The organism is Exiguobacterium sp. s125 (assembly GCF_018618605.1).
GTDB classification, from domain to species: Bacteria; Bacillota; Bacilli; order Exiguobacteriales; family Exiguobacteriaceae; genus Exiguobacterium_A; species Exiguobacterium_A oxidotolerans.
The window spans coordinates 1,159,828-1,184,905 of record NZ_JACSMI010000001.1; the positions used below are offsets into that span (position 1 = coordinate 1,159,828).

25 protein-coding genes are annotated in these 25,078 nt (G+C 45.6%); 11 read left to right on the plus strand and 14 right to left on the minus strand.

The window, feature by feature from the left end; translation table 11 throughout:
* Window positions 1–43: 43 nt before the first annotated feature.
* On the minus strand, window positions 44–976 hold the full coding sequence (locus tag KNQ05_RS05795) for an NAD(P)-dependent alcohol dehydrogenase (RefSeq protein ID WP_214804675.1): 933 nt from the start codon (window positions 974–976) through the stop codon (window positions 44–46).
* Window positions 977–1,119: 143 nt separating this feature from the next.
* Between KNQ05_RS05795 and KNQ05_RS05800 the strand changes: the two genes are divergently transcribed.
* Together KNQ05_RS05800 and KNQ05_RS05805 are read left to right on the plus strand one after the other, a co-directional pair.
* Entirely contained in the window at window positions 1,120–2,331 is a 1,212-nt protein-coding gene (locus tag KNQ05_RS05800; RefSeq protein WP_088837036.1) for an MFS transporter, read from the plus strand.
* Window positions 2,332–2,431: 100 nt separating this feature from the next.
* On the plus strand, window positions 2,432–3,091 hold the full coding sequence (locus KNQ05_RS05805) for a hypothetical protein (RefSeq protein WP_214804677.1): 660 nt from the start codon (window positions 2,432–2,434) through the stop codon (window positions 3,089–3,091).
* A gap of 45 nt (window positions 3,092–3,136) precedes the next feature.
* On the opposite strand, the gene KNQ05_RS05810 is transcribed toward KNQ05_RS05805, so the two are convergent.
* From KNQ05_RS05810 to KNQ05_RS05820, 3 genes are all read right to left on the minus strand, one after another.
* Complete coding sequence (locus KNQ05_RS05810; protein WP_214804679.1) at window positions 3,137–3,742, minus strand: GNAT family N-acetyltransferase; 606 nt, start codon at window positions 3,740–3,742, stop codon at window positions 3,137–3,139.
* A 199-nt stretch (window positions 3,743–3,941) separates the two neighbouring features.
* Window positions 3,942–5,150 carry an iron-containing alcohol dehydrogenase gene (locus KNQ05_RS05815; RefSeq protein WP_214765949.1) on the minus strand — a complete coding sequence of 403 codons (1,209 nt, stop codon included), beginning with the start codon at window positions 5,148–5,150 and terminating at the stop codon, window positions 3,942–3,944.
* 219 nt (window positions 5,151–5,369) lie between these two features.
* Window positions 5,370–6,044 carry a bifunctional 4-hydroxy-2-oxoglutarate aldolase/2-dehydro-3-deoxy-phosphogluconate aldolase gene (locus KNQ05_RS05820; protein WP_214804681.1) on the minus strand — a complete coding sequence of 225 codons (675 nt, stop codon included), beginning with the start codon at window positions 6,042–6,044 and terminating at the stop codon, window positions 5,370–5,372.
* Between the two features lie 189 nt (window positions 6,045–6,233).
* On the opposite strand from KNQ05_RS05820, the gene KNQ05_RS05825 reads away from it, so the two are divergent.
* Entirely contained in the window at window positions 6,234–7,001 is a 768-nt protein-coding gene (locus KNQ05_RS05825; protein WP_214769309.1) for an IclR family transcriptional regulator, read from the plus strand.
* 64 nt (window positions 7,002–7,065) lie between these two features.
* Here KNQ05_RS05825 and KNQ05_RS05830 read toward each other — a convergent pair whose 3' ends face one another.
* From KNQ05_RS05830 to kduI, 3 genes are all read right to left on the minus strand, one after another.
* Window positions 7,066–8,022, minus strand: a complete 957-nt coding sequence (locus KNQ05_RS05830; RefSeq protein ID WP_214804683.1) for a sugar kinase — start codon at window positions 8,020–8,022, stop codon at window positions 7,066–7,068.
* A 41-nt stretch (window positions 8,023–8,063) separates the two neighbouring features.
* Window positions 8,064–9,080 carry a 2-keto-3-deoxygluconate transporter gene (gene kdgT, locus KNQ05_RS05835; RefSeq protein WP_088837029.1) on the minus strand — a complete coding sequence of 339 codons (1,017 nt, stop codon included), beginning with the start codon at window positions 9,078–9,080 and terminating at the stop codon, window positions 8,064–8,066.
* Between the two features lie 449 nt (window positions 9,081–9,529).
* Window positions 9,530–10,360, minus strand: a complete 831-nt coding sequence (gene kduI / locus KNQ05_RS05840; RefSeq protein WP_214765941.1) for a 5-dehydro-4-deoxy-D-glucuronate isomerase — start codon at window positions 10,358–10,360, stop codon at window positions 9,530–9,532.
* A 786-nt stretch (window positions 10,361–11,146) separates the two neighbouring features.
* Here kduI and KNQ05_RS05845 point away from each other — a divergent pair.
* Together KNQ05_RS05845 and KNQ05_RS05850 are read left to right on the plus strand one after the other, a co-directional pair.
* Window positions 11,147–11,758 (plus strand): hypothetical protein, encoded by a 612-nt coding sequence (locus KNQ05_RS05845; RefSeq protein WP_214804685.1) that lies wholly within the window; start codon window positions 11,147–11,149, stop codon window positions 11,756–11,758.
* A 101-nt stretch (window positions 11,759–11,859) separates the two neighbouring features.
* A complete protein-coding gene (locus KNQ05_RS05850) occupies window positions 11,860–15,090 on the plus strand; it encodes an ABC transporter permease (RefSeq protein ID WP_214804687.1) in 3,231 nt (1,076 codons plus the stop codon).
* A gap of 48 nt (window positions 15,091–15,138) precedes the next feature.
* Here KNQ05_RS05850 and KNQ05_RS05855 read toward each other — a convergent pair whose 3' ends face one another.
* The 3 genes from KNQ05_RS05855 to KNQ05_RS05865 form a co-directional block, all read right to left on the minus strand.
* The gene (locus KNQ05_RS05855) at window positions 15,139–15,600 is read right to left on the minus strand and encodes a hypothetical protein (protein ID WP_214804689.1); all 462 of its coding nucleotides are present in this window, start codon (window positions 15,598–15,600) and stop codon (window positions 15,139–15,141) included.
* A 22-nt stretch (window positions 15,601–15,622) separates the two neighbouring features.
* A complete protein-coding gene (locus KNQ05_RS05860; protein ID WP_088837024.1) occupies window positions 15,623–16,090 on the minus strand; it encodes a hypothetical protein in 468 nt (155 codons plus the stop codon).
* An 89-nt stretch (window positions 16,091–16,179) separates the two neighbouring features.
* A complete protein-coding gene (locus KNQ05_RS05865; RefSeq protein ID WP_214804691.1) occupies window positions 16,180–16,479 on the minus strand; it encodes a putative quinol monooxygenase in 300 nt (99 codons plus the stop codon).
* A gap of 116 nt (window positions 16,480–16,595) precedes the next feature.
* Between KNQ05_RS05865 and KNQ05_RS05870 the strand changes: the two genes are divergently transcribed.
* The 3 genes from KNQ05_RS05870 to KNQ05_RS05880 all read left to right on the plus strand — a co-directional run bounded on the left by KNQ05_RS05870 (window position 16,596) and on the right by KNQ05_RS05880 (window position 18,830).
* Window positions 16,596–16,988 carry a hypothetical protein gene (locus KNQ05_RS05870; protein WP_214804693.1) on the plus strand — a complete coding sequence of 131 codons (393 nt, stop codon included), beginning with the start codon at window positions 16,596–16,598 and terminating at the stop codon, window positions 16,986–16,988.
* A 178-nt stretch (window positions 16,989–17,166) separates the two neighbouring features.
* On the plus strand, window positions 17,167–18,339 hold the full coding sequence (gene tnpB / locus KNQ05_RS05875; RefSeq protein ID WP_214765931.1) for an IS200/IS605 family element RNA-guided endonuclease TnpB: 1,173 nt from the start codon (window positions 17,167–17,169) through the stop codon (window positions 18,337–18,339).
* A 287-nt stretch (window positions 18,340–18,626) separates the two neighbouring features.
* Window positions 18,627–18,830, plus strand: coding sequence for a nucleic acid-binding protein (locus tag KNQ05_RS05880; RefSeq protein ID WP_214801519.1), 204 nt, complete (start codon window positions 18,627–18,629; stop codon window positions 18,828–18,830).
* Window positions 18,831–19,004: 174 nt separating this feature from the next.
* On the opposite strand, the gene KNQ05_RS05885 is transcribed toward KNQ05_RS05880, so the two are convergent.
* From KNQ05_RS05885 to bglA, 3 genes are all read right to left on the minus strand, one after another.
* Window positions 19,005–19,169 carry a hypothetical protein gene (locus KNQ05_RS05885; RefSeq protein ID WP_157898474.1) on the minus strand — a complete coding sequence of 55 codons (165 nt, stop codon included), beginning with the start codon at window positions 19,167–19,169 and terminating at the stop codon, window positions 19,005–19,007.
* Between the two features lie 20 nt (window positions 19,170–19,189).
* The gene (locus KNQ05_RS05890; RefSeq protein ID WP_214804695.1) at window positions 19,190–19,861 is read right to left on the minus strand and encodes a 5'-methylthioadenosine/S-adenosylhomocysteine nucleosidase family protein; all 672 of its coding nucleotides are present in this window, start codon (window positions 19,859–19,861) and stop codon (window positions 19,190–19,192) included.
* Between the two features lie 139 nt (window positions 19,862–20,000).
* Window positions 20,001–21,461 (minus strand): 6-phospho-beta-glucosidase, encoded by a 1,461-nt coding sequence (gene bglA / locus KNQ05_RS05895; protein WP_214804697.1) that lies wholly within the window; start codon window positions 21,459–21,461, stop codon window positions 20,001–20,003.
* 167 nt (window positions 21,462–21,628) lie between these two features.
* On the opposite strand from bglA, the gene KNQ05_RS05900 reads away from it, so the two are divergent.
* Window positions 21,629–22,339 carry a GntR family transcriptional regulator gene (locus KNQ05_RS05900; protein ID WP_214804699.1) on the plus strand — a complete coding sequence of 237 codons (711 nt, stop codon included), beginning with the start codon at window positions 21,629–21,631 and terminating at the stop codon, window positions 22,337–22,339.
* Window positions 22,340–22,352: 13 nt separating this feature from the next.
* Window positions 22,353–22,799, plus strand: coding sequence for a hypothetical protein (locus KNQ05_RS05905; protein ID WP_214804701.1), 447 nt, complete (start codon window positions 22,353–22,355; stop codon window positions 22,797–22,799).
* A gap of 196 nt (window positions 22,800–22,995) precedes the next feature.
* On the opposite strand, the gene KNQ05_RS05910 is transcribed toward KNQ05_RS05905, so the two are convergent.
* On the minus strand, window positions 22,996–24,198 hold the full coding sequence (locus tag KNQ05_RS05910; RefSeq protein ID WP_214804703.1) for a cation:proton antiporter: 1,203 nt from the start codon (window positions 24,196–24,198) through the stop codon (window positions 22,996–22,998).
* A gap of 223 nt (window positions 24,199–24,421) precedes the next feature.
* Here KNQ05_RS05910 and KNQ05_RS05915 point away from each other — a divergent pair, with 223 nt between their 5' ends.
* Window positions 24,422–25,051 (plus strand): ArsR/SmtB family transcription factor, encoded by a 630-nt coding sequence (locus KNQ05_RS05915; RefSeq protein ID WP_214804705.1) that lies wholly within the window; start codon window positions 24,422–24,424, stop codon window positions 25,049–25,051.
* The last annotated feature ends 27 nt before the right edge of the window (window positions 25,052–25,078 follow it).

A 25,078-nucleotide genomic window follows, 5' to 3' on the forward strand; every position in this document is an offset into this window, starting at 1 on the left:
TTTTTGCGTCAGTCCGACGGTGTCTGTCATGACGAAGTGGCATCTAATCCGTTTTACCGGAATCCTCCACGACCGACACGATGACATTGCCGTATTTCCGCCCAGAATCGACGTAACGGTGGGCAGCGACGATCTCTTCGAGCGAATATACCGTATCGATGACCGCTTTGATCTTCCCAGTTTCAAACCACTCATTCAGTAGTATCAAATCTTTTTTCAGCGCCCGCGCGACGCCTTGTCCGGCGACTGAACGAAACGCCCCTTTCGCTCCGACGTGCTTACGTGCGGTTCGTTTGTCAATTTTTCCGGACGCGTCAAATACTGCGTCATACGTCGTCAGGTGCGCATCATATCCTTCTGCTGTATAGTCGACGACACCATCCGCGCCAAGACCTTCCACCAACTCAACGTGCCGTCCGCTGCAGACCGCCGTCACATGAAGTCCGTATTGTTTGGCGATTTGGACGGCAAGCGAACCGACGGCGCCCGAGGCTCCGTAAATCAAGATCGTTTTCGCCTGCTTAAGGTTCAGCTTCCGGAAAAAGTGGAGGACGGTCGTTCCGCCAAACGGAAGACTGGCTGCTTCCGTGAAGCTTGCATTGCGCGGCATCTGCCCGACACAGCTCGTTTCCTTGATACAGGCATACTCAGCGTAACCACCAAAGCGCATCCCGGTCAGGGCATAGACACGGTCGCCGACTTTAAAATCCTGGACACGATTGCCTGTCGCGACGACTTCGCCGGCTAAGACAACCCCTAAAATTGGCTGTCTCGGTGCTTTAAACCCGATGACGACACGCATCGGAAGTTTCCCTGCTGCCGGTACATCGAGTGCCCGCAGACGACGATCACCTGAATGCACGGCGGAGGCATGGACTTTTATCAGTAACTCAGATGCTTTTGGGACAGGCTGTTTCACTTCTCGCAGCTTCAGTACATCCGGCGGACCATATGCAGTACAAATGACGGCTCTCATCGTACCCCTCCTCAAGCTTATTTGTTACTTAAGTAATACGACAGATCGGTACAAAAAACCTGCACGGTTCAGGCATTGTGAACCCTGGAATCATCCGATATACTATTGGTAATATATGTATACAAAAAGCGGGTGGATTCCCCTTGTCTCGTGCTACGACGCTCCTAGCTTCATTCGGCATTTCGCAATTCGGTGACTTTATTTACCTTGTCGCAATCAATGTCTACCTCTATCAATTGACCGGCTCTGCCACCGCTGTCGCCGGACTCTGGATCATCGGTCCGTTTGCCGCCCTGTTCACGAAATTTTGGGCCGGCAGTCTGATTGACCGGGTCGATGTACGCAGGTGGTTGATCGGGACGGACTTCATCCGGGCGTTGCTCGTCGCACTGATTCCGTTCCTGTCGACACTGCCGTTGATTTATCTGACGCTGTTTGCGCTCGCCCTTGTCAAAGCGTTTTTTGAGCCTGCTGCGACGACCTACCTGACACAACTCGTGCCGGACACCGGTCGGAAAACGTTTAATGCCTACCGTGGTCTGATCACGTCGAGTGCTTTTTTGATTGGTCCGGCGTTAGCCGGCCTGCTGTTACTCGTCGCGACCACCGATGTCGCGATTTGGATCAATGCCGGCTCGTTTGTCGTTTCCGGGGTTCTACTAGCTTTCCTGCCCTCCGTTCCCCGTCCCCCTGATGTCGAGAAATTACGATTCACCGACGTCGCAGCGGACTGGCGCACCGTCGCCCGATTCAGTCGGTCGAACCGGTTTATCATCGTGATTTACGTCATCGGATTGTTGACGATGAGCCTTGCGCTGGCGATGGACGCCCAGGAAGTCGTTTTTCTGCAGACTGTCGTCGGACTATCGGTAACCGATTATGGACTGTTGATCAGCTTGACGGGCATCGGTTCCGTGCTCGGCGGACTGACCGTTGCCCGTTTCTCGCGTCGCCTGCCGCTCAAAACGTTGCTCGTCAGCGGTTATCTGTTCGTCGCAATCGGTTACTTGATCTATGCGACGGCCACCTCTTTTTTACTCGTCGCGACCGGTTTCATCTTGCTCGGCTTTTTTAATGCCTTTTCCGGGACCGGCTTTATGACGTTTTATCAAAACAATGTGCCCGATGAATTGATGGGTCGTGTAACGAGCCTTTATGGACTTGGGCAAAGCATGCTCCACATCGTGTTGATTTTATTCGTCGGTTTTACGGGTGACCTGTTCCCGCTCCGCTTCACCGTGTTGACGGCTGCCTGTCTGTTGGTCGGACTGAGTCTGCTTCAAAGCATCGCTGTCCTCCTGCCGGGTAAACAACTATATTTTAAAGAAGATTTGCCGGCGAAACACATTTCCTAAATCAGACGGCGTGACGTTCTTCTTTTGAAATTGACAAATTATGCTAAACTTAAACCCATCTACATAATCAATGACATAATACGAACGGAGTAAATGCCACATGCACATTTTGATTGGACAACCGAAACAAGAAACAGACTTACAACAGTTACGACGAGAGATTGCCGCCTATCCTGACATCGACATCGTGTTGTATCCGGAAGGCTACTGCCGGCAGACCGATCTCGCGACGCTCTGTCAACTAGCAAAACAGTACACGACGATGATCGTCACCGGGTACCGGGACGCCGACCGGTTAGATCGGGCCTTGATCATTAACGAACACGGGGAAGTCATCCTCGACCGGGCAAAAACGCCGGAAGCCGGTCCGCTCTATCAACCGTCGACCGTCGACGATGATGGACAACGGTACGGGTATCTGCTCTGTCGCGAAATCTTCTTAGGACTGGACGGGCTGAAAAACGATACCGTTGAGTTAATTTTCAATCCGATCGGCGTCGGAATGTTCAGTCCGGAACAATATGCCGAGTGGTCCGGCGAAGCAGCCCGCATCAGCCGCCAGCAATCCGCTATCGTCATCGGGACGAGTCATGCCGACGGGTCTTACCGCAACTGCGGCTTTTCGATTCCGACGGCGTTTGCGTATGACGCGACCGGCGAAGCGATTTTCCTGTCAAAAGACGATCGACGGACACGGATTCTCGATACGGTCAAAAACACGGTTACCGTCATCGATTCGTTGATTGAGAACAGAACATAATCAAAAAGCCCTCGACCGCTCAAAGTGGTCGGGGGCTTCATTCGTTCATTGATGTTGTTTTTCGTTCTGTTCCGCTGCCTGACGTTGCGTCACGTACTCCTCCCGTAAAATGGAGTACATCTTGACATCGTGAAACGTCCCTTTGATGAAAATCAAGCGGCGTAACGTGCCTTCGTACGTCATCCCGACCTTTTCCATCACCCGTGCTGAACCGACGTTCGGTTCCATGCACCGCGCCTGAATCCGCTCCAGCTGTAACGCCTCAAAACCGAAGTCCAGCACCCGTTCCACGGCTTCTGTGACGATGCCTTCGCCCCAGAATTGCCGCGATAACGCGTACCCGAGCTCGGCCTGTTTGTTTTCATCAAGCAACAGATGAATGAAATCAATCGTGCCGATCATCTGTCCCGTCGCCTTCCATTCAATTGCCCACGGTGCCTGTTTTCCCTGTTCGTAGTTCGACAGGACGTGCGTCAGGAACTGCTGCGCCTGACCAATCGTCTGATTTGCACTCCACGTCACGTAACGCGCCGTCTCCTCGTCCTGGGTATAGGCGAACAAATCGTCTACGTCCTCTTGGCGCATCGGCCGCAAGAGCAAGCGGTCCGTCTCAAGTGTTGGTAACGTCTTGTAAAATTGTTCAGTAGTCATCCAGGATTCTCCGTTTCTTTTTTTACATTATATACAAAAAAACGAGACAGTACAATTATTGGATAAAAACCGTTTAATCCTTGCACTGTATGTGTACTTCTACTCGCTTGATCGCCGTAGCGTATAATGAAGACATTCAAAAACCCCCCGAATCGGAACTTGTATCAAGTGTCCGTCATTCGGGGGTTCCGTACATTATTCAACTATATGTCAAATGACTATTTTGAGACATCTCGTAAATTTTGATGATTTCCTCTTTCGTAATCGGTCGTGGTCCAGTTGTCGTACTCGGTTCACTTCCCGGGAACATTCGTACTACATCTTCGGCCATTCTTTCGAATTGGTCAGACGGGATGTCAACATCTTCAAGCGTCAGATAAGATTCTGTATCTTTCAACCATTCCACGACTTTAACTGAAAGTAACTTAGCTGCTTTCAAATCATCTTCTTCCGTTACACCGAAACATCTTCTAGCTAATTTTGCCCATCTAGCAGGCATCGCTTCTGCCATCACTTTAAGATATGGTGGAATAATGATTGTCATCCCTCTTGCATGCGGTAAATCATAAACAGCACTTAAAGGCATTTCAATTGAGTGCATCGGAATTGATCCCATTCTCCCTAGCGCCTGGAAACCAGACCATCCAAAGATTGAACATAACGCGATTTGCCCTCTGACATCGATATCGGTCGGATCTTTAATGATTTTATCAAAATTTTCTTTTAGTGTTAAAATCATTCCTTCTGTTGCCCGATCTGCAAATTCCGATTCTGCCTGGCTTGATAAATAATGTTCGATCAGATGAGAGAAAATGTCGACACAGCTGTCTTTAGTGATCGAAAGTGGTACAGACGTCAATAACCCTGGATCTACGATGGCAACTTTCGGGTAACGATATGCTGATCTAGAAAAGCTTTTCTCATTCGTTTCAGCATTTGTTAAAACACCACCAGCATTACACTCTGAACCCGATGCCGACATCGTCGGAATCGCAATGATTGGATAAGCGCCTGTGTACTCACGCGGAACTCTGTCCCCTAATACAACATAGTCCCATGACTTACCGCCAGAAAAACCTGTAGCAGCGATATATTTTGAACCATCGATTACACTTCCACCGCCTAGTGCAATGACGAAGTCACACTGCTCCGACTTAAATATCTCAATCGCTTTATCGATTGTCTGCGCTCGTGGATTTGGTTCGATTCCAGTAAACGTCACAAATTCAATTCCCGCTTCTCTTAACAGGGATTCCACGTTATCAATGATCGGGTCTAAAAATCCACCTCTTTTATACGTCGCAATCATTGCCTTTTTTCCGTACGACTTAGCGATTTTACCGATTTCATTGACTCTACCTTCACCATAAACGATTTCTGTAGGGAAATTCCAATTAAAATTATCCATTTTCAATCTCCTTTATTTAAAAGATTTTTAACGTAACAATTTCTTTTTGTTTCACAATACGGAACAGCGTTCCATAAATTAATTATAACGTTTCTTAAAATAAAAATCTACATAAATCCCTTGTATTTCGCGAAATTTCAAAAGCTTTATTACGATATTTAGTTTAAAAACCGCATCTTTTTCTTATAAACTGCCCTCTACTATTTGACCGGCTTCCCTTTACACTCTTACCTTTTCAACTTCTTCGCCATCCCGTCGCGCACTTCTGACTTTTTCTACATATTGTGCGGCGTATTCACTAATCAGGTTATAATCCCCGCTCTTCGCCGGGGTTATAAGATTCCCCCCCACCCCTACGGCTACACATCCGTTTTTTATCCATTGATCTACATTGTCTAAACTAACACCGCCGGTCGGCATTATATTTACTTGGGGCAGTGGTGCATGGACCCCTTTAATGAATTCCGGTCCAAAATTGTTCCCTGGAAACAGCTTTACAATATCGACTCCTGCCTCTAGGGCCTGTTTCATCTCTGTAATTGTCATGCAACCTGGCATATACGGTACCTGATACAGATTGCACAACTTTGCCGTAGCTTCGTCAAAACAAGGACTTACGACGAACTGTGCACCTGCTAAAATAGCAATCCTTGCCGTAGTAGAATCCAGAACAGTCCCTGCTCCAATCACCACCGAATCATCGCCAGTAAAGAGTGATCTTAATTTTGAAATGACACTATCTGCTCCATCAACTGTAAACGTTATCTCAATGCCTTTAATCCCTCCCTCCACGCAGGCTTCTGAAATTTTAATAGCTTCTTCTTCATTGTCTGCTCTTATTACCGCTACTACACCACAGTTCGTAATGCTGTTTAAAATCTTTAGTTTATTCATTAAGTTCCCTCACTTTTCAATAATTTTTCATACCACTTAAAAATTTTCAAATTTAGTTTCATTTCCTGTTATTTAGTAAGCCAAATTTTCATCAATCTTTGGTATACTTGAGAAACTAAACAAGTCTTGAAGAGACTGATTTTAAACAGTCCCTAAAACAAAAATACTAAAATAAAGAGGTTGAAGATTTTGTCTAACGTTCAATCATTAGAAAGAGCACTTACTATTTTAAACAAACTGTCAGAATATCCTGATGGCCTTAAAATTTCCCAATTAACTGAACAACTGGACTTATCTAAAAGTACTATTCACCGGTTGTTAACTACGCTGGGAAGCATGAATTATATCGCTAAGGATGCCGAAACAAACAAATACAAACTGGGGTTACAAATTCTTTTCCTCTCTAGAAATATTTCGGACAGCAACGAAATAATACGTGCTGCAAAACCTTTCATCGAAAAACTGTCCAAAGACATAAATGAAACGGTTCATTTATGCATAGAAGATCGTGGTGAAATTGTTTATATTGATAAAATCGAAAGTAACCACACAGTCCGAATGTTTTCACGGATTGGTACACGCGGCCAAATGTACTGTACAGCCGTAGGTAAAATCCTGCTTTCCGGAGTAACTCCAAGTTATTTTGAGGAAGTTGTTGAAAAAATTGATTTTGCTCCACGAACTCCAAACACGATTACATCACAAGGAGAATTCCGGCTAGAAATCGAAAAAGTAAAACAGCAGCAATATGCACTGGATAATATTGAAAACGAAGAAGGTATTCGTTGCATCGCTGCCCCGATCTACAACCATAAAGGTGAAATCATTGCTAGCTTTAGCGTATCTGGTCCTAGTAACCGGGTAACGATGGATATGATCGAAGATACTTTGATTGATAAAATGAAAGATACGAGTTTAAACATTTCGCAAACACTTGGTTTTACGAATGTTAACTAGTTTTCAATGATTCATACGATAAAAGTAAAGAAAACCGTTGAACACGGTCATCTTTACTTTTTTTCTACATTGTCAAATCAATTGCATTGCCTGCCATAAATTCTCCTAAACGTTTACGATCAGGCAATCCGTCATTGTCCCCAGGTGACATTACCGCCAACGCACCGATAGCAGTTCCCCGTCTTACTGACTCTTCCAGTGATAATCCTTCCAAGATTCCGCTTATCACACCTACTGCAAAACCATCCCCGGCACCGACAGTGTCCACCACTCGATCAACCGGATAGCCATCTGTATAAAATTGATTTCCTTCCGAGCTAGTGTAGGCTCCATCAGCTCCAAGCTTCATCACGACTGTTTTAACCCCGAGATTATGATAAAATCTTGCAATGGCTTCAATTGACTTTTGTCCTGTCAATATTTCCCCTTCGCCAACACCGGGTAGTACGATATCCGCCAAAGAAGCTAACTCATTGACGACTTCAACCATCTCTTCTTTACTGGACCAAAGACCGGGCCGTAAGTTTGGATCATAAGAAACTTGAATACCTTTCATTCGTGCTTTTTGCATCAAGGTGTAGACCATTTCTCTGCAGTCTTTAGATAACGCAGGTAAAATCCCTGTCACATGAACGTGATCAATTGCTTCCAAATCCAAGTGTCGGATGGTTTCCGCATTCATATGTGATGCTGCAGAATTTTTTCTCGCTGAGAACACTTCTGGATCAAATTTGCTTACCTTTTGTTTCCACTGCATTCCTGTTTTATAGGTTTCGTCATACGTTATATGACTCGTATCAATTCCATTCTCGAGTAAAAAATTCTCAATCGTTTTTCCGAACGGGTCTTGACCTAGTTTCGTGACGTATGTCATCTCATGTTCAAGACGAGACATCCCGATTGAAAAGTTAACTTCCGCCCCAGCCACAAAGCGGCTAAAGTTTTCAACATTTTCAAGTGGACCTTCTTGTTCGGCAACAAACAATGCCATAGGTTCTCCAATAGTTACAATTCTACTCATCATAATCTCTCCTTATTATTTAAAAGGTTTTTCTCTGAATTTTACGATTGTAAGACTTCTTTCATCTCTTCCGGATGATTTTGAGGGTCTTGGTGATCCTGATTTTTGTTTTTATTTTTCATATACTTGGCCCAATAGGCAGTTAAAATCGGTACTAAAATCGAAGTTACGATAACTGAAGCTGCAACTAATGCTGTAGCAGATTGTGCAATAGGAAGGAACTCCGGCTTCATCGTCGCGATAATCATCGGGTTTGCAACTGCAGCTCCCGCCGTACTAGAAGCTGCCAATCCTGCAGTACCGTTACCTCCCCCAATGAATTTGTCTGCCAGCATCAATGGAATACCAGTCACAATGATGACTAAAACCCCTAATATCACTCCACCCAGTCCTGTCTGCAGAATTACTTTTAAATCGATTGCATTACCTAATGCGAATCCAAAGAAAGGAATCATTACGTGTGATGCTCTACTGAAGAAGTCTCGCACATCACTATCCAGATTCCCCAGTATAAAACCAACCAGGAAAGGCAATACTGCGCCTACAAAAACATGCGGTTCAAAAGCAGCTACTCCTGTAGATCCTAAAATCAGCATGGTCACTAATGGACCCGACTCGATTGACATTAAAACAAATGCACCGGCTTCTTCTTTAGAACCGTATTGTTGCATGATTGATGCGTACAGTCCTCCGTTTGTCATATCCATCGCCGCAATTAAAGCTAAAACCGAAAAACCTGCAAAAATGCCTGTTTGGATACCATCAACCGGAATAAAGGACGATGCAATAACAGCAACTACCCACGCTACGGCAATTTTAGTTAGTACAAGAGTTCCAGATTTTCTTAATACTGTACCGGTTGCTTTAATATTTATTCCTGTTCCCATACAGAAGAACCAAACCGCTAAGATTGGAACGGTCCCCGTCATTAAGCCGTTCGTAAAGGAACCAAAATATTCACCGGATCCCGGGGCGAACGTGTGAATAAGTGCTCCGAGGAACAACGGAACTAACATTAAACCACCGGGAATTTTATTAAGTGTCTTCATAATTTTCATTTTTTACACACCTTTCATAATTGATTTAAATGCTAAATTTCATTGAAAAGATTATTTGGTTACTCCAATGCAGATTACCGCCAATATTGATAACGCTTTCAAAAATATGTTTTTTAAAATTTCAGCCGCGAGTGACCACCCATGATCTATCCGGTGTATGTGACTCCTTCTCTACAACAACGTTTTTAACTTTAAGAACGAAATAACTACCTAGGTATTTTTGATCTGCTTCCAAAAATTCTTCTACATTCATCAATTCAGATTTATTTAAATAGAAAAGCGTATCTTCTTCATCATAACGACCAACTGAATACGGAGAAAAACCTGTTATTTCTAAATCGGCTAAGACTGTTTTTAATTCCTCTTCTAGAATATCCGTACTTTTAAGTCTGTTAATTTCCAGTAATCAAGTTAGCATCGTCTCACATGAACCTTTAGCGTTCAGACACTCATCGCATTTCCTCTAATTTTACTGGAATCGCGTCACTGATTGTTTTATTGTCGCCTGCCATCCCCCAAACAAATGCATAATTACTAGTTGCCGTACCGCAATGAATTGACCATGGAGGTGAAATCACTGCTTGCTCATTTTTCAGAATGACATGTTTTGTATTACGCGATTCCCCCATGAAATGAAATAACCGTGCATCCTCGTCCAAATCAATATACAGATACACCTCAGTTCTCCGATCATGTGTGTGTGTAGGAACGGAATTCCATACACTTCCTTTATCGAGTTGAGTCATGCCCATGACAATCTGGCAACTTTGAATGCCTTCCTCGTGAATAAAGCGACGAATCACACGTTGATTGGCATTATTTACAGTGCCCAACCGATCTCCCTCAATTGAACGAAAAGATACATGTTGAACGGGGTATTCTTTATGCGCCGGTGCTGAAAAAATGTAATACTTTGCTGCGTGTCCAGAAGATTCGCTTGAAAATACTAGTTCTTTTTTTCCTAACCCTACATAAAGGCAGTCCTTGTTTTCCATATCGAAAGTTTCACCATCGACGACAATCTTTCCTTTGCCCCCAACATTAAATATTCCGACTTCTCTCCGATCTAAAAAATATTCTGATTGCATCTGATCCGTACCTTCTAATAAAATCTGAGCATCCTTCGGTGTAATGCCTCCAATGATTATACGATCATCCATTGAATAAACTAGTTTAGTTTCATTTGATACAAATAACTCCTCGATCAAATAATTTTCCCGTAACTCCGCTGTACTAAAATCTTTAACTTGGTTTGGATGAGTCGAATATCTTGTTTCCATAAAAAAATACATCTCCTTTAGTTTCTGAATTTTAAACGCGAAAAGACAAATCTAATTTAAAATGAAGGCGTTTACAAAAAAGATTAAAAAAATAGTTTTTGTTCCGTATTGTGAAACGCCGTTCTACATAATGATTATATAATGCTGTTTTAAAAAAAGCTAGCGAATTAATATTGTCAAAATTATGAATGTAACTTGTGTATTTTTTCACTAATACGTAATTAATTATCCATATATAGGTTTTAAAAGGTGAGCTACGTCCTCATCAAACCTCTCTTGAATGCAAAAAAACAACAAATCTTTTTTAATGGATGATTGGTCGGTAGGAGATTGTTTTACTTAATCGTTACTTTTTTAAACAAGCATATTTGCTTGCTGTTAATAGTAGAACTATTTCGATGTAAGTAAAAATCCGGTTGGAAGTGATCATATAACTCTTGAGTACATAAAACTATTTTTTACAATGCGTGCTAATTCAAACTAAAATGAACGGGGCTTCTGTATGTTTTATGTAAATAGAACGCTGTTTTGTTTTTTTTATTGTTAAGCAATAAAAAAATAAGAAATACACATTCAAGTGAACCTCTAGATTAATTATTTTTTAATTTTTTTACCTTTCATGAATAAAAACGTGAATCATAATTTGTACTTTTCTAATTTCTTGTTTTCTTATTTCTCATTTCCCATCTATAAAAAATCCGTTTGCGTTTGGAAATAATAAACAGTATATTTAGACTGAGTATTCTGATAATTATTTCCAAATTAAACAGGAGAAGGAGTGTTTCTATGATGACGACTCAAAAACGCTTGCTTTCACTCGCTACAATCACCGTCCTTACCGGAGGAGCTGTCTTTGCTTTTACGAATACAGATGGATTCAATACGCAGGACGAAACGGTATCCGATGTTGTAGCGACTGACACTACCGTCACAAAAGTCAGCACTTCCCGAGTATCGGGTACCCCGTCAATCCAAAAATTAATGAGTGCCGGGATGGTCCAGACGTATCCGGGCGATCCTGCACTAAAGAAAAACTCTTTCCGTGTTGATCCAATCGTTTTATCTGCCCCAAAAGAATTGAAGCTGAAAGAAAAAGACGGGTACCGCTACATTACGGTTCCGCTCATTTTACACAATAAAGAAGGTACGTCAGACGGCTATAGCGTCTATCGTCCGAATGCTTTCTCGATTAACGACGGTCACGGACATGACTATGCTCCGGTCGACTACATCAGTCATAACAAAAAAGCCTGGAAGTACGAACATCAATACATCGCTCCGAACCGACTCGTGATGGATGTCGTCTACCACGTCCCGAAAAATGCCAATACGTTTGTTATGTTTGCGTCAAGCGATGCTTTTCCGAAGACATATACCGTCAAAATCAGCATCGATTAACATGCTGATCTTTTCTACCCTGATCGGTTAAAACGACGGCCGGTTCCGATTTGGAATGGGCCGTCTTTCATGTCGTTACACGTAAAAGGAGGTGGACGCCTATGATGTCCTTCATTTGGAACTCATGGTGGCGAAACAAGGAGCGGTTCATCCTGTTACTCGTCGGTGTCCTGATTGTCAGTACAGGACTCAGCTATTTAATCGGGACGACCCAAGCGAACAATGGGACCGTCGTTGACGAACTGCAAAAACGCTGGAACTCGTCATATGATATCGTCGTCCGGCCGCCGGGAAGCCGGAGCGTGACGGAAGACTTACATTTACTCGAGCCGAATTATATGAGCGGTCTCGACGGCGGCATCACGATGAAACAATACAAGACGATCAAAGACATCACGGACGTCGAAGTCGCAGCCCCAATCGCGATGATCGGAAATAACTCGACACGCTCATCCGTCGGGACGCACACGTTTGATGACCCCGGCGTCTATAAGCTGACGATCACCGATTATCAAAATACCGGTCTGCAAGTCGACAAGTCGACGACGGTCCGTTATTTAGCCGCCGGCTGGGACGCGAGCGGCGATACAAGACAATCCGGCGTCTCACCGGTCGGTCTCGGAAAACAACCGCTCGACGAGTATGGCAGTGATACGATGATTGCCGGGATTGATCCGGAAGCGGAAGCACGCCTCGTCGGGCTTGATCAAGCGACGAAAAAGTCGGACCACAGCCGTTATTTCACGGATGAAGACGTCGTGACGGCGCTCGAGAACGTCGATATGATTCCGGTTTTAATGAACGAACGGGATTACATCGATGCGTCCCGGACCTATAAATATGAAAAACTTGATTTACCGCTGATTGATGACTCGATGGTACCGACGATTCAAGAGGTCACGAAAAAGGGCGGCAAAACATACTTAGACAAGCTCCCTACCGTCGATGAAAAGCCACAGAAGTATAAAATTACGACGGCGCAAGTCCAAAAACAATTCATTCATGATATTTTGAACAATTCATTACCTGAAAAATACAGCGGCTACTCGGAATGGCTGATTCTCAAGCCTTCACCAATCACCTATCAATCCGTCAAGAGTCCCTATCCGTCCCGGTGGCCGTTCACCTATCAGGTCGAACCGAAGCTGATCAACCCCGATTCCCTGCTTGCGAAACGCAGCATGTACCGGGCAGCACGCGAGTTCGGGACGTCGAGCGATGACTGGCCGCGGATCAATCCCTATTACATCGGGGTGTTTGATCCGAAGAAATTGAATTTATCGAAAGATCCGTTGACGGAACTGCCGATGGAAACCTATTTCCCGGCGAAGGCACAGTGGGTCATGGATAAAAATGAGACACCGGTCAACCCGCCGCGTGACGTCAAACCAACAAACGACCCGTACGACTTCATGACGAAACCGCCTTCGATGTTGACGACGCTAGACGCTGCTTTCAAGATTCGCGGCAAAAAAGCCATCTCCGTCATCCGGGTCAATGTCAAAGGCATCGATACGATGAATGAACAAAGCGAGAAAAAATTACAGGCCGTCGCGCAGGAAATCGAAGACAAGACCGGACTGATCACGGATGTGACGCTCGGTTCGTCACCGCAGCTCGCACTGACGTATCTGCCCGGACTTAAAGACCAACCGGCACTCGGCTGGGTCCAGCAGCCCTGGATTAAACTCGGTTCCTCAATGGCGATCTTCCAGGAAGCAAAAGTCGGGATGAGCGGTGTCATCGCAAGCGTCATTTTGGTGGCACTCGTCTATGTCTTCAGCTCGAATATCATCCTGCTTTACGCCCGGAAAAAAGAATTTGCGATTTTACTGGCCCTCGGCTGGCGTCCGCGCCAGCTGTCGAAGATGCTGTTCCTCGAAGCAACGTTACTCGGGTCTCTCGTCGCCTTGATTGCCTGGGTGATTCTCGGGACGTTTTGGCTGACGACGGATCATCCGATCGCCCTTGCCCGGATCGTTCTGATCGGTCTCGCCGGACTGTTGATTTACTGGGGCGGCACGTTCGTCCCGATGCTGTTGATCCGGAAGATTCAACCGTACGAAAGCATCCAGGCGGGAGAAGTCTCACGGGGACGTCGTTTCGTCCGTTCGCAATCCGCCCTCGGCATGAGCATCAATCAATTGGCGACGTATTGGCAACGAACATTACTATCGCTTGTCGCAATCGCCTTACCGACCAGTTTGTTCATCTTCTTCCTGTTCGTCACATTCCGGCTCAAGGGGGTCTTGTATGCGTCCTGGCTCGGCGAATTCGTTGCCCTTGAAGTCGGCATGATGCATTATGTCGCGATGGGGGTTGCCCTGCTGATCGCCATCTTGACGACGACGGAAATCATGTGGCAGAACGTCAACGAACGGAAATCACAGCTCGCCGTGCTGAAAGCGACCGGCTGGCGTGACGGGATGATCCGTCAACTCGTCTTGCTTGAAGGGGTCATGACCGGTCTGTTTGCCGGATTGATCGGTCTTGCCGTCTCACTCGGATTGATTTACAAGATGTACAATCAATTCCCGACGGCCGAGCTCGGATTCCTGAGCCTGACGCTGTTGATTCCGATTACGACAGGAATCATCGGTGCCTTATTACCCGCCTACCGCGCGGTTAAAATCACACCGAATGCAGCCATCGGGAGCGTCGCCGTCAATGCCAAGGCGACGGAACGCCGCTTCAAAGTCGCGCTTGGAACAGTCGGGACCGCACTCGTCGCGGGTGTCGCCGGACTATTCTTCTTTGCGACGACGAGTGAAGTCGAGCAACCGGCGGCCGAGCCGACAAGTCAAACAACTGAAACGACGACAGGGACGAAGCTCGCCGATTTGACCGCCAAAAAATCGACCGCCATACAACCGTCGAAACAGGAAACGGCAAAAATCGAAAAGCTGATGAATCAGGGGCTGCTCAAAACGTATCCCGGTGACCCGAAATTAAAGGATGCCACCTTCCGTGTCGGGAAACTGTTAGACCGCCCGCCGGCTGAACTCAAACTGACACAGCAAGCCGGTAAACGCTACATCACGCTCCCGTTGTTTTTGCATGACCCGGATATTTCAGAAGATGTACTCGGTGCCTACAGTCAATATAAACCGGACCGGTTCACGCTTCAGGATGGAAATGGGCATGTCTATGAAACGGTCGACTATGTCAACCGCAATGAGAAGGCCTGGAAAAACAGTTACCAGTACTTTGCTCCCTATCAATCAAGGGTCGATCTCGTCTACGAAGTACCGGAAACGGAAAATGTCTTCGTCATGTTCGCGTCAAGTGATGCATTCGCAAAACCGACTACTGTTAAAATCGAACTCAATTAAAAAACAGTACTTCTACCCGTTGCTTGATGCGCGAGTAGAAGTACTGTTTTAGTTTGCCATCCGTGTTTTTTTGCGTAGCTCGTCGTCCGTCGGGTGACTCGGATCCGTCCGCATGATCCGCAATTCCAGATATTGTTTCAAAAAGGCAATCAACAGCAGAGCCAGCAGAAGAACGATTAAAACAGATATACCCCAATAATTAGGGATCCATGCCTGAAGCGCAATCAATAAAGGAACGGGAACGAAACCGAACTCGACCGCGTAACGGAAACGAATCAGCCGTCGTGCTGCTTTGATGCTTGATAGGGCACTGATCCGCCTTGCCTCGCCGAGCAGTAACAGTCCATGGATGAGGACGAGGAGGACGAGCAGTGGAACAATCCATTCGTCGGCACCTGTTTGAACCAAGCCGTACAAACAAAGTGCGACGACTCCTGCCAATGCCAATCGTTTAAAAAGATTCCGCTTGCTTTCCTGCTGCATGATTAGAATTTTCGTTTGTTTTTCCATTTTGTTCATCCCCTACTCAAAGTCATCTGGCTTTCAGGACAGGTGTTTTACTTCGTAATTCTTTTTTCGTCGGATGGGCTGGGTCAAGCACCGTCTGCGTTCGCTCGAGATAGATGTCACCGATAACGAAGGCTGCAAGTCCGATAAAGTAGCCGATAAAACTTGGCAAAGGTGGTAGTTCGAACCGGATTAATAGCGGGAAGAAAAAAGCAATCAGTCCGATTAGAGCAAAATCAACCGCGTAACGGAGTCGGATGATGTTGCGTGCTGGTCGGCTGTCTGAAAATACACTGATTCGTTTCGCTTCAATCCAGTGCAAAACACCGTGTGCCAGGAAGCTCACCCCGACGAGGATTTTCGGCCAAATTGCTGTCTCATATTGAAGAAGTGCAAAGATACTAAAACCAAGCATTACAGCAAAAATAATGCGAACGAACGCGATGCGTTCCTTTTCTTCCCGGATACGTTGAATTCTTCGTCGTTTTTCCATCATACTCACCTCATGTATACTCTACGTCAATCGGTAAAAAAAGTTCTAATTTTTTACAAACTTTCGACTAAAACATCAAAAATTACCCTTTATAACCCTTTTCCGCCTTGCGGGTTAAATGTCAATAACCGCTCCATTCCCGTGACTAACGGGCGTGCCTGCTCAATCAGGCGCCGCGTCGTCGGAAGCTCGAGTGACGCCTTGTGCGACGCTTGATTCGTCCAAATTTCGTGGACGATGACCGTGTCCGCTTCTTCTGATACGCTGACGATATAGTGGAGACATGACGGCTCGTCTTCGAACGAGGCTGCTGCTTCAAGTAACAGCTCCACCAATTTTTCTTGCTGTCCCGCCGTCGTCGTAAATTTCCCAAAAATCCCGTAACTCATCCTGATTCCTCCTCATTGTTTCTTAAGTTCCTTTTGTATGCATTCATAGCTTGAAACATTTTCCTTGCCGTGCCGTAGAACAGAGTAGCATCGACTGACTTTCAGGAGGACTTACTTTGACGACACGTACGAAACGAATCGTATCAGCACTCTACTTACTCCTGTTCGGGATGACCCTATTTAGTATCTTCTTTGAACAGACAGGCGCTACCTTCTTTTCGGTCGTCCAACTCGGCGTCCTCAGTTATTTTTATTTTGAATTACTGAGTCAGAATACGCACTACTCCAGTCCATCGAAAGAACAGGACATCATTCACCGGAGTACACGGCTCCGTTTTCGGATCATCCAGATTTTGTTATTTCTGTTGATCGGCATCGATTATTTATTCTTCGAGCAGACCGATTTGTTGCTCGTTAGCGCTTTTTCGATTTCGATTGCGGTACCGGCCATCATCCGTTATGTCCGTTTGCGGAAGAATAACCACTTAAAGGAGGAGAACGATGTCTAACCGCAGTTCGCTCGTCAGCTTGACGACCATTTTGACCATCATCCTGCTCAGTTTATTTTTATCAAAATCAGGCGAGAATACGCCCACTTCTAAACGATCAGAGTGAAGCCCTAGTGAAAGTGGGAGATGAATCGCCAAGCTCTCTTTCGGGTATATCCTTTGTAAGGAGGTGAACATCATGTTGACTCACAAGGCCTACAAATTCAGAATCTATCCGACAAAAGAGCAGGAAATCCTGATCGCGAAGACGATCGGTTGTTCACGCTTCGTCTTCAACCACTTCTTGGCGAAGTGGGATGAAACGTATAAAGCGACAGGTAAAGGGCTGTCTTACGGGTCTTGCTCGAAAGAAATTCCGTCGTTGAAGCAGGCGTTCGACTGGTTGAAAGAAGTCGATAGCACGTCTGTGCAAGCGAGCGTCAAACATCTTGCTGATGCCTTTGACCGCTTCTTCAAGAAGCAGAACGAACGACCCCGCTTCAAGTCGAAGTGCAACCCTGTTCAATCGTATAAGACGAACATTCAAGGCAAGTCTCAACTTCCAGAAGTCTCGATCGTCGGCACCAAAATCAAAATTCCAAAGCTGAAGTGGGTGCGCTTCGCTCATTCGAGGCAGGTCGTCGGACGCATCTTGAACGCGACCATCCGGCGTAACGCTTCAGGAAAATACTTCGTCTCCCTGCTCGTCGAGCAGGAGAGCAACGAAATGCCGAAGACGGGCTCATCCGTCGGCGTCGATGTCGGGTTGAATCACTTCGCCATCCTGTCGGACGGCACGGTATACAAGAACGACCGTTACTTCCGTTCGCTTGAGAAAAAGCTGGCACGTGAACAACGTAAACTTTCTCGTCGTCAACGATTGGCCTTGGACAAGAAAGTAACACTTTCCGAGGCGAAGAACTATCAGAAGCAAAAGCGGAAGGTCGCCCGCATCCACGAGAAGATCGCGAACAAGCGAACCGATTTCCTGCACAAGGTATCGACCGAGATCGTCAAAAACCACGACGTCATCGGGATCGAGACCTTGCAGGTGAAGAACATGCAGAAGAATCGCAAGTTGAGCAAGTCCATCTCCGAGGTCAGTTGGTCGGAGTTCTTCCGCATGCTCGGATACAAGGCGGAATGGTACGGGAAGACCGTCGTGAAAGTCGGAAAGACCTTCGCCTCTAGTCAACTGTGCTCCCGTTGCGGACATCAACACAAAGACGTGAAGCATCTTGGCTTGCGTGAATGGACATGCCCGAGTTGCTGCATCCATCACGACCGTGATGTGAACGCAGGACTGAACCTCAAACAAGAAGCTGAACGCCTCTTAGCTTCTTCAACCGTCGGGACGACGGGGTTAGCCTGATCAGATTTCGACCGTTAGGTCGGATGACTCAGGAATCCTCCACCTCTAAGCGAAGCGTAGGTGGAGGTAGTTCAATGGATGCCATAACGACACTATCGTTTTTAGTATTCTTCATACCACTTTCGCTTTGTATGCTGATCCTTGGCGTCAGCGAACTCCGACACGTATTAAAGGACAGTTGAAGAATATTTATCAAAATCAGGCGAGAATACTCCCACCTCTAAGTGTCTCAGGGCGAAGCCCAGCGCAGGTGGAGGTAGTTCAAGCTAAATAGGAGGACAAGTTACATGAACCGAACCTGTACCCAATGCGACACCCGACTAGTCGAAGACTGTGAAGTCCACGTCAAAGGTGCCATGTATGGCTTAAAGATTAAAAAACCGGGTCGTTTTTTCAGCAAGGCATCTGCTGAAGCGAAAGCTGCCGTTTGTCCGAAGTGCGGACTGGTCCAACTTTATATCGATCAACCAAACGTCTTTCTAAAAACGTAACAATACATTGAAAGGAAGGAACGTTTTAAGTGAGTACATACCACATATCTAGTATCCGCCTCCTTCTAATCATGATTGTTTTTACGATTTTCTGGTATTATTTTTTAGGATTGCCGCTTGGGTATGGAATTGTCATTCTTCCTGTCACTGTCGGTTATACGATTTATCGCAACTTCAAAGCGGCTCAGTCAGAAAAACATGAGTCTGAACAAAATTAGCAGCCGATGCACTGATCATAAATAAGACGCAGTTCCGGGATTTCATCCGAGACTGCGTCTTTTGTGTCATTAAGCTTTTAGCGTTGACGGTCAGCAGACAACCAACCACTAATGTTTTCATGCGTTGCCCCTCCTGATGTTCTAAATGAATCGTGTCAGATAGTCACTGAATATTTTGCGCATCACTTTTGGCGTATTCGCTATGTAGACGTTGATTTGTTCTTCGTTCGACTGGACTGGATCGCGGTCTGTCTCGTCCGCCGGAAAATCGGAGATGCCTTTAATGATGATACATTCGACCCCGTTTTTCTGACAGATATAGGCGATTGCGCCGGCTTCCGTATCGGCGACCGTGATGCCATTTGCTTTCAGCTCCAAGTAATCGTTCCACATCACGACGGCCCGGTCTGCCGTACCAATCGTTCCGGTGTGACAATCTGTTTGGTAAGCCGCAACAGCGAGTTCAACGATGAAGGACGGTTTAATCAACGGCTCGACTTCTTTCACCGTACAATCATACTGGACCGCGCGGTTTGGCACGATGATGTCGAGGACCGCAAACGACTCGTCAATGCCGGCACAGGTCCCGGCAACGATAATTTTTGTAAGCGGGAACTGTGCCATCATGTACTGATTGGCCCCGACCCCGTTTACTTTCCGGACACCGGTGCTGTAAAACAACACACGTTTTCCGGCAATCGTCCGGAAAAAATATTCGCCGTACGGGTACTTAGTACGTTCTAATTCTTTTACATCAAAATATGCGAGTGTCGCTTCGAACTCCCATATCGTCGCAATACTGACACCAATCATTCATTCATCCCCTTAAACGTCCCTCGTCACTTTTGGATAATATATACATTCTCATCATCGCTTGTTTTCATATTTCAAGCAAGCGTGATTTGACAGACAACAAACAACCTCCACCCGGTATAGGTGGAGGCTTATCGATTTACTGTTGTGTCGCTTTGTCGTACGACAACTCCCGTCCGTTCGTCGCAATGACCTGTTTGTACCAGTCGAACGAATCTTTTTTCATCCGTTCCATCGAGCCGTTGCCTTCATTATCGCGGTCGACGTAAATCATCCCGTAGCGTTTTTTCATCTCACCCGTCGTAAACGAGACGATGTCGATGATGCCCCACGGTGTGTAGCCCATCAGTTCGACGCCGTCCTCCGTGACCGCTTCAGTCAACGCTTCGATATGTGTTTTCAAGTAATCAATCCGCGCTGCATCGTGAATCTTGCCGTCCTCAATCGTATCGACAGCCCCAAAGCCGTTTTCGACGATGAAGAGCGGGAGTTGGTAGCGGTCATACAACCGGTTCAGGACGTAACGGAGTCCGACCGGATCAATCGCCCAGCCCCAGTCGCTCGACTGGATGTACGGATTCTCGACGCCGTTCGCGAGGCCGCCGTTGACGATGTTCCCCGTATTGTTGACCGTCGCATCATGCTTGACCGTTGTCGACATGTAATAACTGAAGCCGATGTAGTCGACCGTCCCGTTTTTCAGAATCTCGTCATCGCCGTCGAGGATCGGAATCTGATAGCCTTCCCGTTCGAACTCTTTTAAGGCATAGTTCGGATAATAACCGTGTGCCTGAACATCCGGGAAGAAGTAACGTTGACGCATCGATTTTTCCGCCAGCATGACGTCTTTCGGATGTGAGGAATACGGATAGACCGGGACGTGGGAAATCATCGCTCCGATTTGGAAATCGGGATTGATTGCTTTCCCTTTCGCGACAGCAAGGGCGCTGGCAATCAGTTCGTGGTGACCGGTCTGGTACATGACTTCCATCGCATTTTCGCCCGGTTCGACTTTGACACCGGAGTTCGTCCAGAGGAACAACGGATTCTCGACATCCATCTTGTTGTTGATTTCATTAAACGTCATCCAGTACATGACTTTATCTTTGTAGCGTGTGAAGCAGACTTCAGCAAAGCGTTCGAAGAACTCAGCAACTTTCCGGTTGCGGAACCCGCCGTATTCGCGCGCGAGGTGGAGCGGCATTTCAAAGTGCGATAACGTGATGATCGGCTCGATGCCGTGTTTAATCAACTCGTCAAAGACATTATCATAAAACTGCAGTCCCGCTTCGTTCGGTTCAGTTTCGTCCCCGTTCGGGAAAATCCGGCTCCAGCCGATCGATGTCCGGAGACACTTCAATCCCATCTCGGCGAATAAGGCAATGTCTTCTTGATAGCGGTGATAAAAATCGATCGCCTCATGGTTCGGGTAAAACGTCCCCTCTTCAATCGTATCGGTAATTCGGCGGGCGACGCCATGCGCGCCTGCCGTCATGACATCGACGACACTCGGCCCTTTGCCGCCGGCGTTCCAGCCACCTTCAAATTGATGCGCAGCCAGTGCGCCGCCCCATAAAAAGTCGTTTGGTAATGCTTTCATCTTCAAGTCCTCCCTAACAATCGAGATGTATACCTTTATTATCATCATAATTGTACATGCACAATTAATCAATACACATTTAATCTTAAAAAACATGTTTACAAATATCGTCTTTTTATTATGATATAGTTGCGATATAACAATTTTTATATAAATGAGGGTGAACCATGCTGAAATATGAACAAACGGCGACGGAAATCGAAGCCTACATCGAACAGAATGCGTTACAGCAAGGCGATAAATTACCGGTTCTCGATCAATTGATCCGACAATTTGAGGTCAGTAAAACGACGATGACGAAAGCGCTCGAACTGCTGGAACGAAAAGGAATCATCTTTCAAGTTCGCGGCAGCGGCATTTTTGTACGCAAAAGTAATCGGAAAGGGTATTTTAATCTCTTCTCGACACAAGGCTTCAAGCAAAACTTGATCGATTATGATATCACGTCGCGTTTACTCGAACTTGAAGTCATTGCCTGCCCGGAGGATCTCGCTCATAACCTTGCCATTACACCTGGGACAGACATCTATTTCGTCAAACGGATCCGCTACATTGACGGACGGCTTCTCTGCCTCGAAGAATCCTATTACGTAAAAGCACTCGTCCCATACTTGAACCGGGAAATCGTCGAACAATCGATTTTCGAGTATCTTGAGACGGCACTCGGACTGAACATCGGCTTTTCCGACATGTACATGCACGTCGGCAAATTGCCGGAGACGATTGCGGAACATTTGGAACTTGAAGCCGGTGATCCGGCATTGACGGTCGAGACGATCTTCCACTTGTCGAACGGTCGTCCGTTCGATTATTCCGTCATCACCTATCATTACGAACACTCGCAATTCGTCGTTCAGGCGAACGGGTTGTATTTATGAGGGTGATGATCGCATGAATGAAGAAGTGCTTTTCTATTACGCGCTTTTCGCAGGTGGTATCGTCTGTATAGTGCTGAGTGTGTTGTTATATTTTTGGCTCCGTGAGGATACCGGCATCGAATTTTCCACGTTCGACCGACTCGTTTTAATGTGTTTATTCGGTGTGGGACTGGTTTGGTATACGGCTCCAAGCCTGAAGTACGTCTTTTATCATGACTATGCGACAACTAAAGGAATGTGTACGGTGGAATACGATGATCAATCCAGCCCGCGGACGATTGATCTTTATTATGATGAAACAGGTGACTATTTCAGTTTCTTTGATCGGGCCGATCTCGGCGCTTACGGACCGGACGTCCCGTATACCTGCCACGTGACGACGACAAAAGATCATGCATTTGAAATTTTTTACCGGATTTACGATTTCAAAACGGGCAAGTTATTATATTCGTCTGAATGACTGGTCATGTTAGAGAAAACTGCATGATTGCGGATTTGATGATTTCCGTTTTTGGAACAACTTAAGATCATCCGTTTTTCTTGTCTTTATGAACACTCAAAATGTTGAGGCGAACGGCTTGTATCTGTAAACGCAAAAAAGCAGACACGATCCAAGTACTTTTTGGACAGTGTCTGCTTTTTGATTTTCTTTTTTATTATCGTTTATGCCGCTTACTCAAGAAAATCGTCAGCGGATAAATACCGATACTTTGGACAATCAACGACAGGACGATGACAGCAAACGATAAGGAAATCAACACATCATATTGCGCTGAGACCGTTTTTTCGAGCCATAGTAACAACGCGACAGACATCGAACCTTTAATCCCGGCTGCCGTAATGATTGAGATCGTCGAAAAGTCGTCGCGAAATTCACCTTTCCAGGCCGGTACGGCATAAATGAAGCCGCTGACCATGATGAACCGCGCCAACAAGGTGAGACCAAAAATGATCAACGCCAGTCCCCATTGTGAAAAAACTAAGTATCCAGCTGCTTGAATCCCAATCAGTAAGAATAAAATCGATAAAAATGTTGGTTTGATGATGTTCCAAAATCCATCCAATGATGCTTTAATTCCCTTCTCCTCATCCGCTTTTTCGATTTCGTAAGACAAGAAAATCCCCAAAATGACGGTGGTGAGAACACCTGAGACACCAAGCGCTTCTGCAAGATAAAATCCACCGTACGACATGACGATACTCAACATCACTTGATATTCTTTTTGCGTCGTCAAGTGAATAATTTTACTTAAAATCCATCCGAGCAGTAAACCAATCAGAATTCCGCCAAACGAAACAAGCATAAATTGTTCGATGAAGGTCGTGAAATTAAAACGTTCCCCCGTTTGAAACATCGATAATAAGATCGTAAACAAAACGATACTCGTCCCGTCATTGACCATCGATTCTCCTTCCACGATATCGGCGAGTTGTTCATCCCCTGTACTTTTTTTGATGATGGACGTCACCGAGACCGGATCGGTCGGAATCAAGATGGCGGCAAGGAGCAGCGAAGCCGTCAGCGAAAGTGAAATGAACAGATTCGAGATCCAGTAAATTGAGACACCGAGCAATAAGGCCGTCACAATCAACCCAATCGTGCTGAACGCCGTAATGATACCCCAATTATTTTTCAACTGTTTAATCGGAAACTGATACGCTGCCGTAAACAGGAGCGCCGGCAAAAACACTTCAAATACGATTTCCTTTGATAGATGAAGCGAAGAAAAATAGGGGATAAATGAAAGACCCAGTCCAATCACGACGAGCACCATCGGAACAGGAATCATTTTTTGTTTTAAATCGATTGTGTAAATTACGTAGCCGATAAGTAGTAGAATCAAAATTTGATACGTCATACAGTCACCCTTCCCTTACATGTCGCACTAAAATATTCTATGTGCCCTTATACCTTTTCAATAATTAGTTAAAACAAATCCTTCACTCGATTTTCCAATCTGTCAAGTAATACCTCATCCAAGAGAATGTAATGCCTTGCAAAAAATATTAACTGTTAAAAGTAAATCTATGTTATTCTATTGTCAAATAAATTAGACCGGTCAAATAAAAAGGAGTCTTCTCATGAAATCTATTTTAACATTAACCACTTTAAGCCAATTAAAGGCGTTGAGTGTTCCGATCCGAGCTGAAATCATGATGCGGTTAATCGAAAAACCACTCACGGGTCAAATGTTGTCTGAAAAACTTAACTTATCGCGTCCTAAAGTACATTACCATTTAAAAGAGCTCGAAAAGAATCACTTAATCACGTTAGTCAAAACGGAAGAAAAAGGCGGAATCATCCAAAAGTTTTATCAATCGGTGGCACGGGGGTTCACACCATCACTTGAGCTCTTGCCGCATATGGAAGACGTCAATGAATCCAATCGGCAATTGCTTTTTCAGATGGCCGAAAAAACAAAGCAAGTTATTTTATCTGCGCCCGAGCATGCATTTACCCCTCAACGAGCCAGTGAATCGCCTGCTGACTGGAATCACGTCGGTTCAATGTGGCAAATCTCTGCAACGGAGGAACAGTTTAACGATTGGATGAAAAAATATTTTGCTTTGATGGAGGAACTTAGACACCTCTCAAAAGAACCAAGTGAAGAAACCGCTCAAAAACTTTATTTCTTTTCTACGATGGCGTTTGAAGTGGATGAACTCATCATGGAAACGATTGAACATGAGGATGAAGAAAACAAGGCTTGAACGTATAGCCTTTTTCTTTACCCTTCA

Coding starts and splice junctions, on each gene's coding strand:
- KNQ05_RS05795 (WP_214804675.1), bottom strand. CDS start 976: ATGAGAGCCGTCATTTGTACTGCATATGGTCCGCCGGATGTACTGAAG.
- KNQ05_RS05805 (WP_214804677.1), top strand. CDS start 2,432: ATGCACATTTTGATTGGACAACCGAAACAAGAAACAGACTTACAACAG.
- KNQ05_RS05810 (WP_214804679.1), bottom strand. CDS start 3,742: ATGACTACTGAACAATTTTACAAGACGTTACCAACACTTGAGACGGAC.
- KNQ05_RS05815 (WP_214765949.1), bottom strand. CDS start 5,150: ATGGATAATTTTAATTGGAATTTCCCTACAGAAATCGTTTATGGTGAA.
- KNQ05_RS05820 (WP_214804681.1), bottom strand. CDS start 6,044: ATGAATAAACTAAAGATTTTAAACAGCATTACGAACTGTGGTGTAGTA.
- KNQ05_RS05830 (WP_214804683.1), bottom strand. CDS start 8,022: ATGAGTAGAATTGTAACTATTGGAGAACCTATGGCATTGTTTGTTGCC.
- kdgT (WP_088837029.1), bottom strand. CDS start 9,080: ATGAAAATTATGAAGACACTTAATAAAATTCCCGGTGGTTTAATGTTA.
- kduI (WP_214765941.1), bottom strand. CDS start 10,360: ATGGAAACAAGATATTCGACTCATCCAAACCAAGTTAAAGATTTTAGT.
- KNQ05_RS05845 (WP_214804685.1), top strand. CDS start 11,147: ATGATGACGACTCAAAAACGCTTGCTTTCACTCGCTACAATCACCGTC.
- KNQ05_RS05850 (WP_214804687.1), top strand. CDS start 11,860: ATGATGTCCTTCATTTGGAACTCATGGTGGCGAAACAAGGAGCGGTTC.
- KNQ05_RS05855 (WP_214804689.1), bottom strand. CDS start 15,600: ATGGAAAAACAAACGAAAATTCTAATCATGCAGCAGGAAAGCAAGCGG.
- KNQ05_RS05860 (WP_088837024.1), bottom strand. CDS start 16,090: ATGGAAAAACGACGAAGAATTCAACGTATCCGGGAAGAAAAGGAACGC.
- KNQ05_RS05865 (WP_214804691.1), bottom strand. CDS start 16,479: ATGAGTTACGGGATTTTTGGGAAATTTACGACGACGGCGGGACAGCAA.
- tnpB (WP_214765931.1), top strand. CDS start 17,167: ATGTTGACTCACAAGGCCTACAAATTCAGAATCTATCCGACAAAAGAG.
- KNQ05_RS05880 (WP_214801519.1), top strand. CDS start 18,627: ATGAACCGAACCTGTACCCAATGCGACACCCGACTAGTCGAAGACTGT.
- KNQ05_RS05885 (WP_157898474.1), bottom strand. CDS start 19,169: ATGAAAACATTAGTGGTTGGTTGTCTGCTGACCGTCAACGCTAAAAGC.
- KNQ05_RS05890 (WP_214804695.1), bottom strand. CDS start 19,861: ATGATTGGTGTCAGTATTGCGACGATATGGGAGTTCGAAGCGACACTC.
- bglA (WP_214804697.1), bottom strand. CDS start 21,461: ATGAAAGCATTACCAAACGACTTTTTATGGGGCGGCGCACTGGCTGCG.
- KNQ05_RS05900 (WP_214804699.1), top strand. CDS start 21,629: ATGCTGAAATATGAACAAACGGCGACGGAAATCGAAGCCTACATCGAA.
- KNQ05_RS05905 (WP_214804701.1), top strand. CDS start 22,353: ATGAATGAAGAAGTGCTTTTCTATTACGCGCTTTTCGCAGGTGGTATC.
- KNQ05_RS05910 (WP_214804703.1), bottom strand. CDS start 24,198: ATGACGTATCAAATTTTGATTCTACTACTTATCGGCTACGTAATTTAC.
- KNQ05_RS05915 (WP_214804705.1), top strand. CDS start 24,422: ATGAAATCTATTTTAACATTAACCACTTTAAGCCAATTAAAGGCGTTG.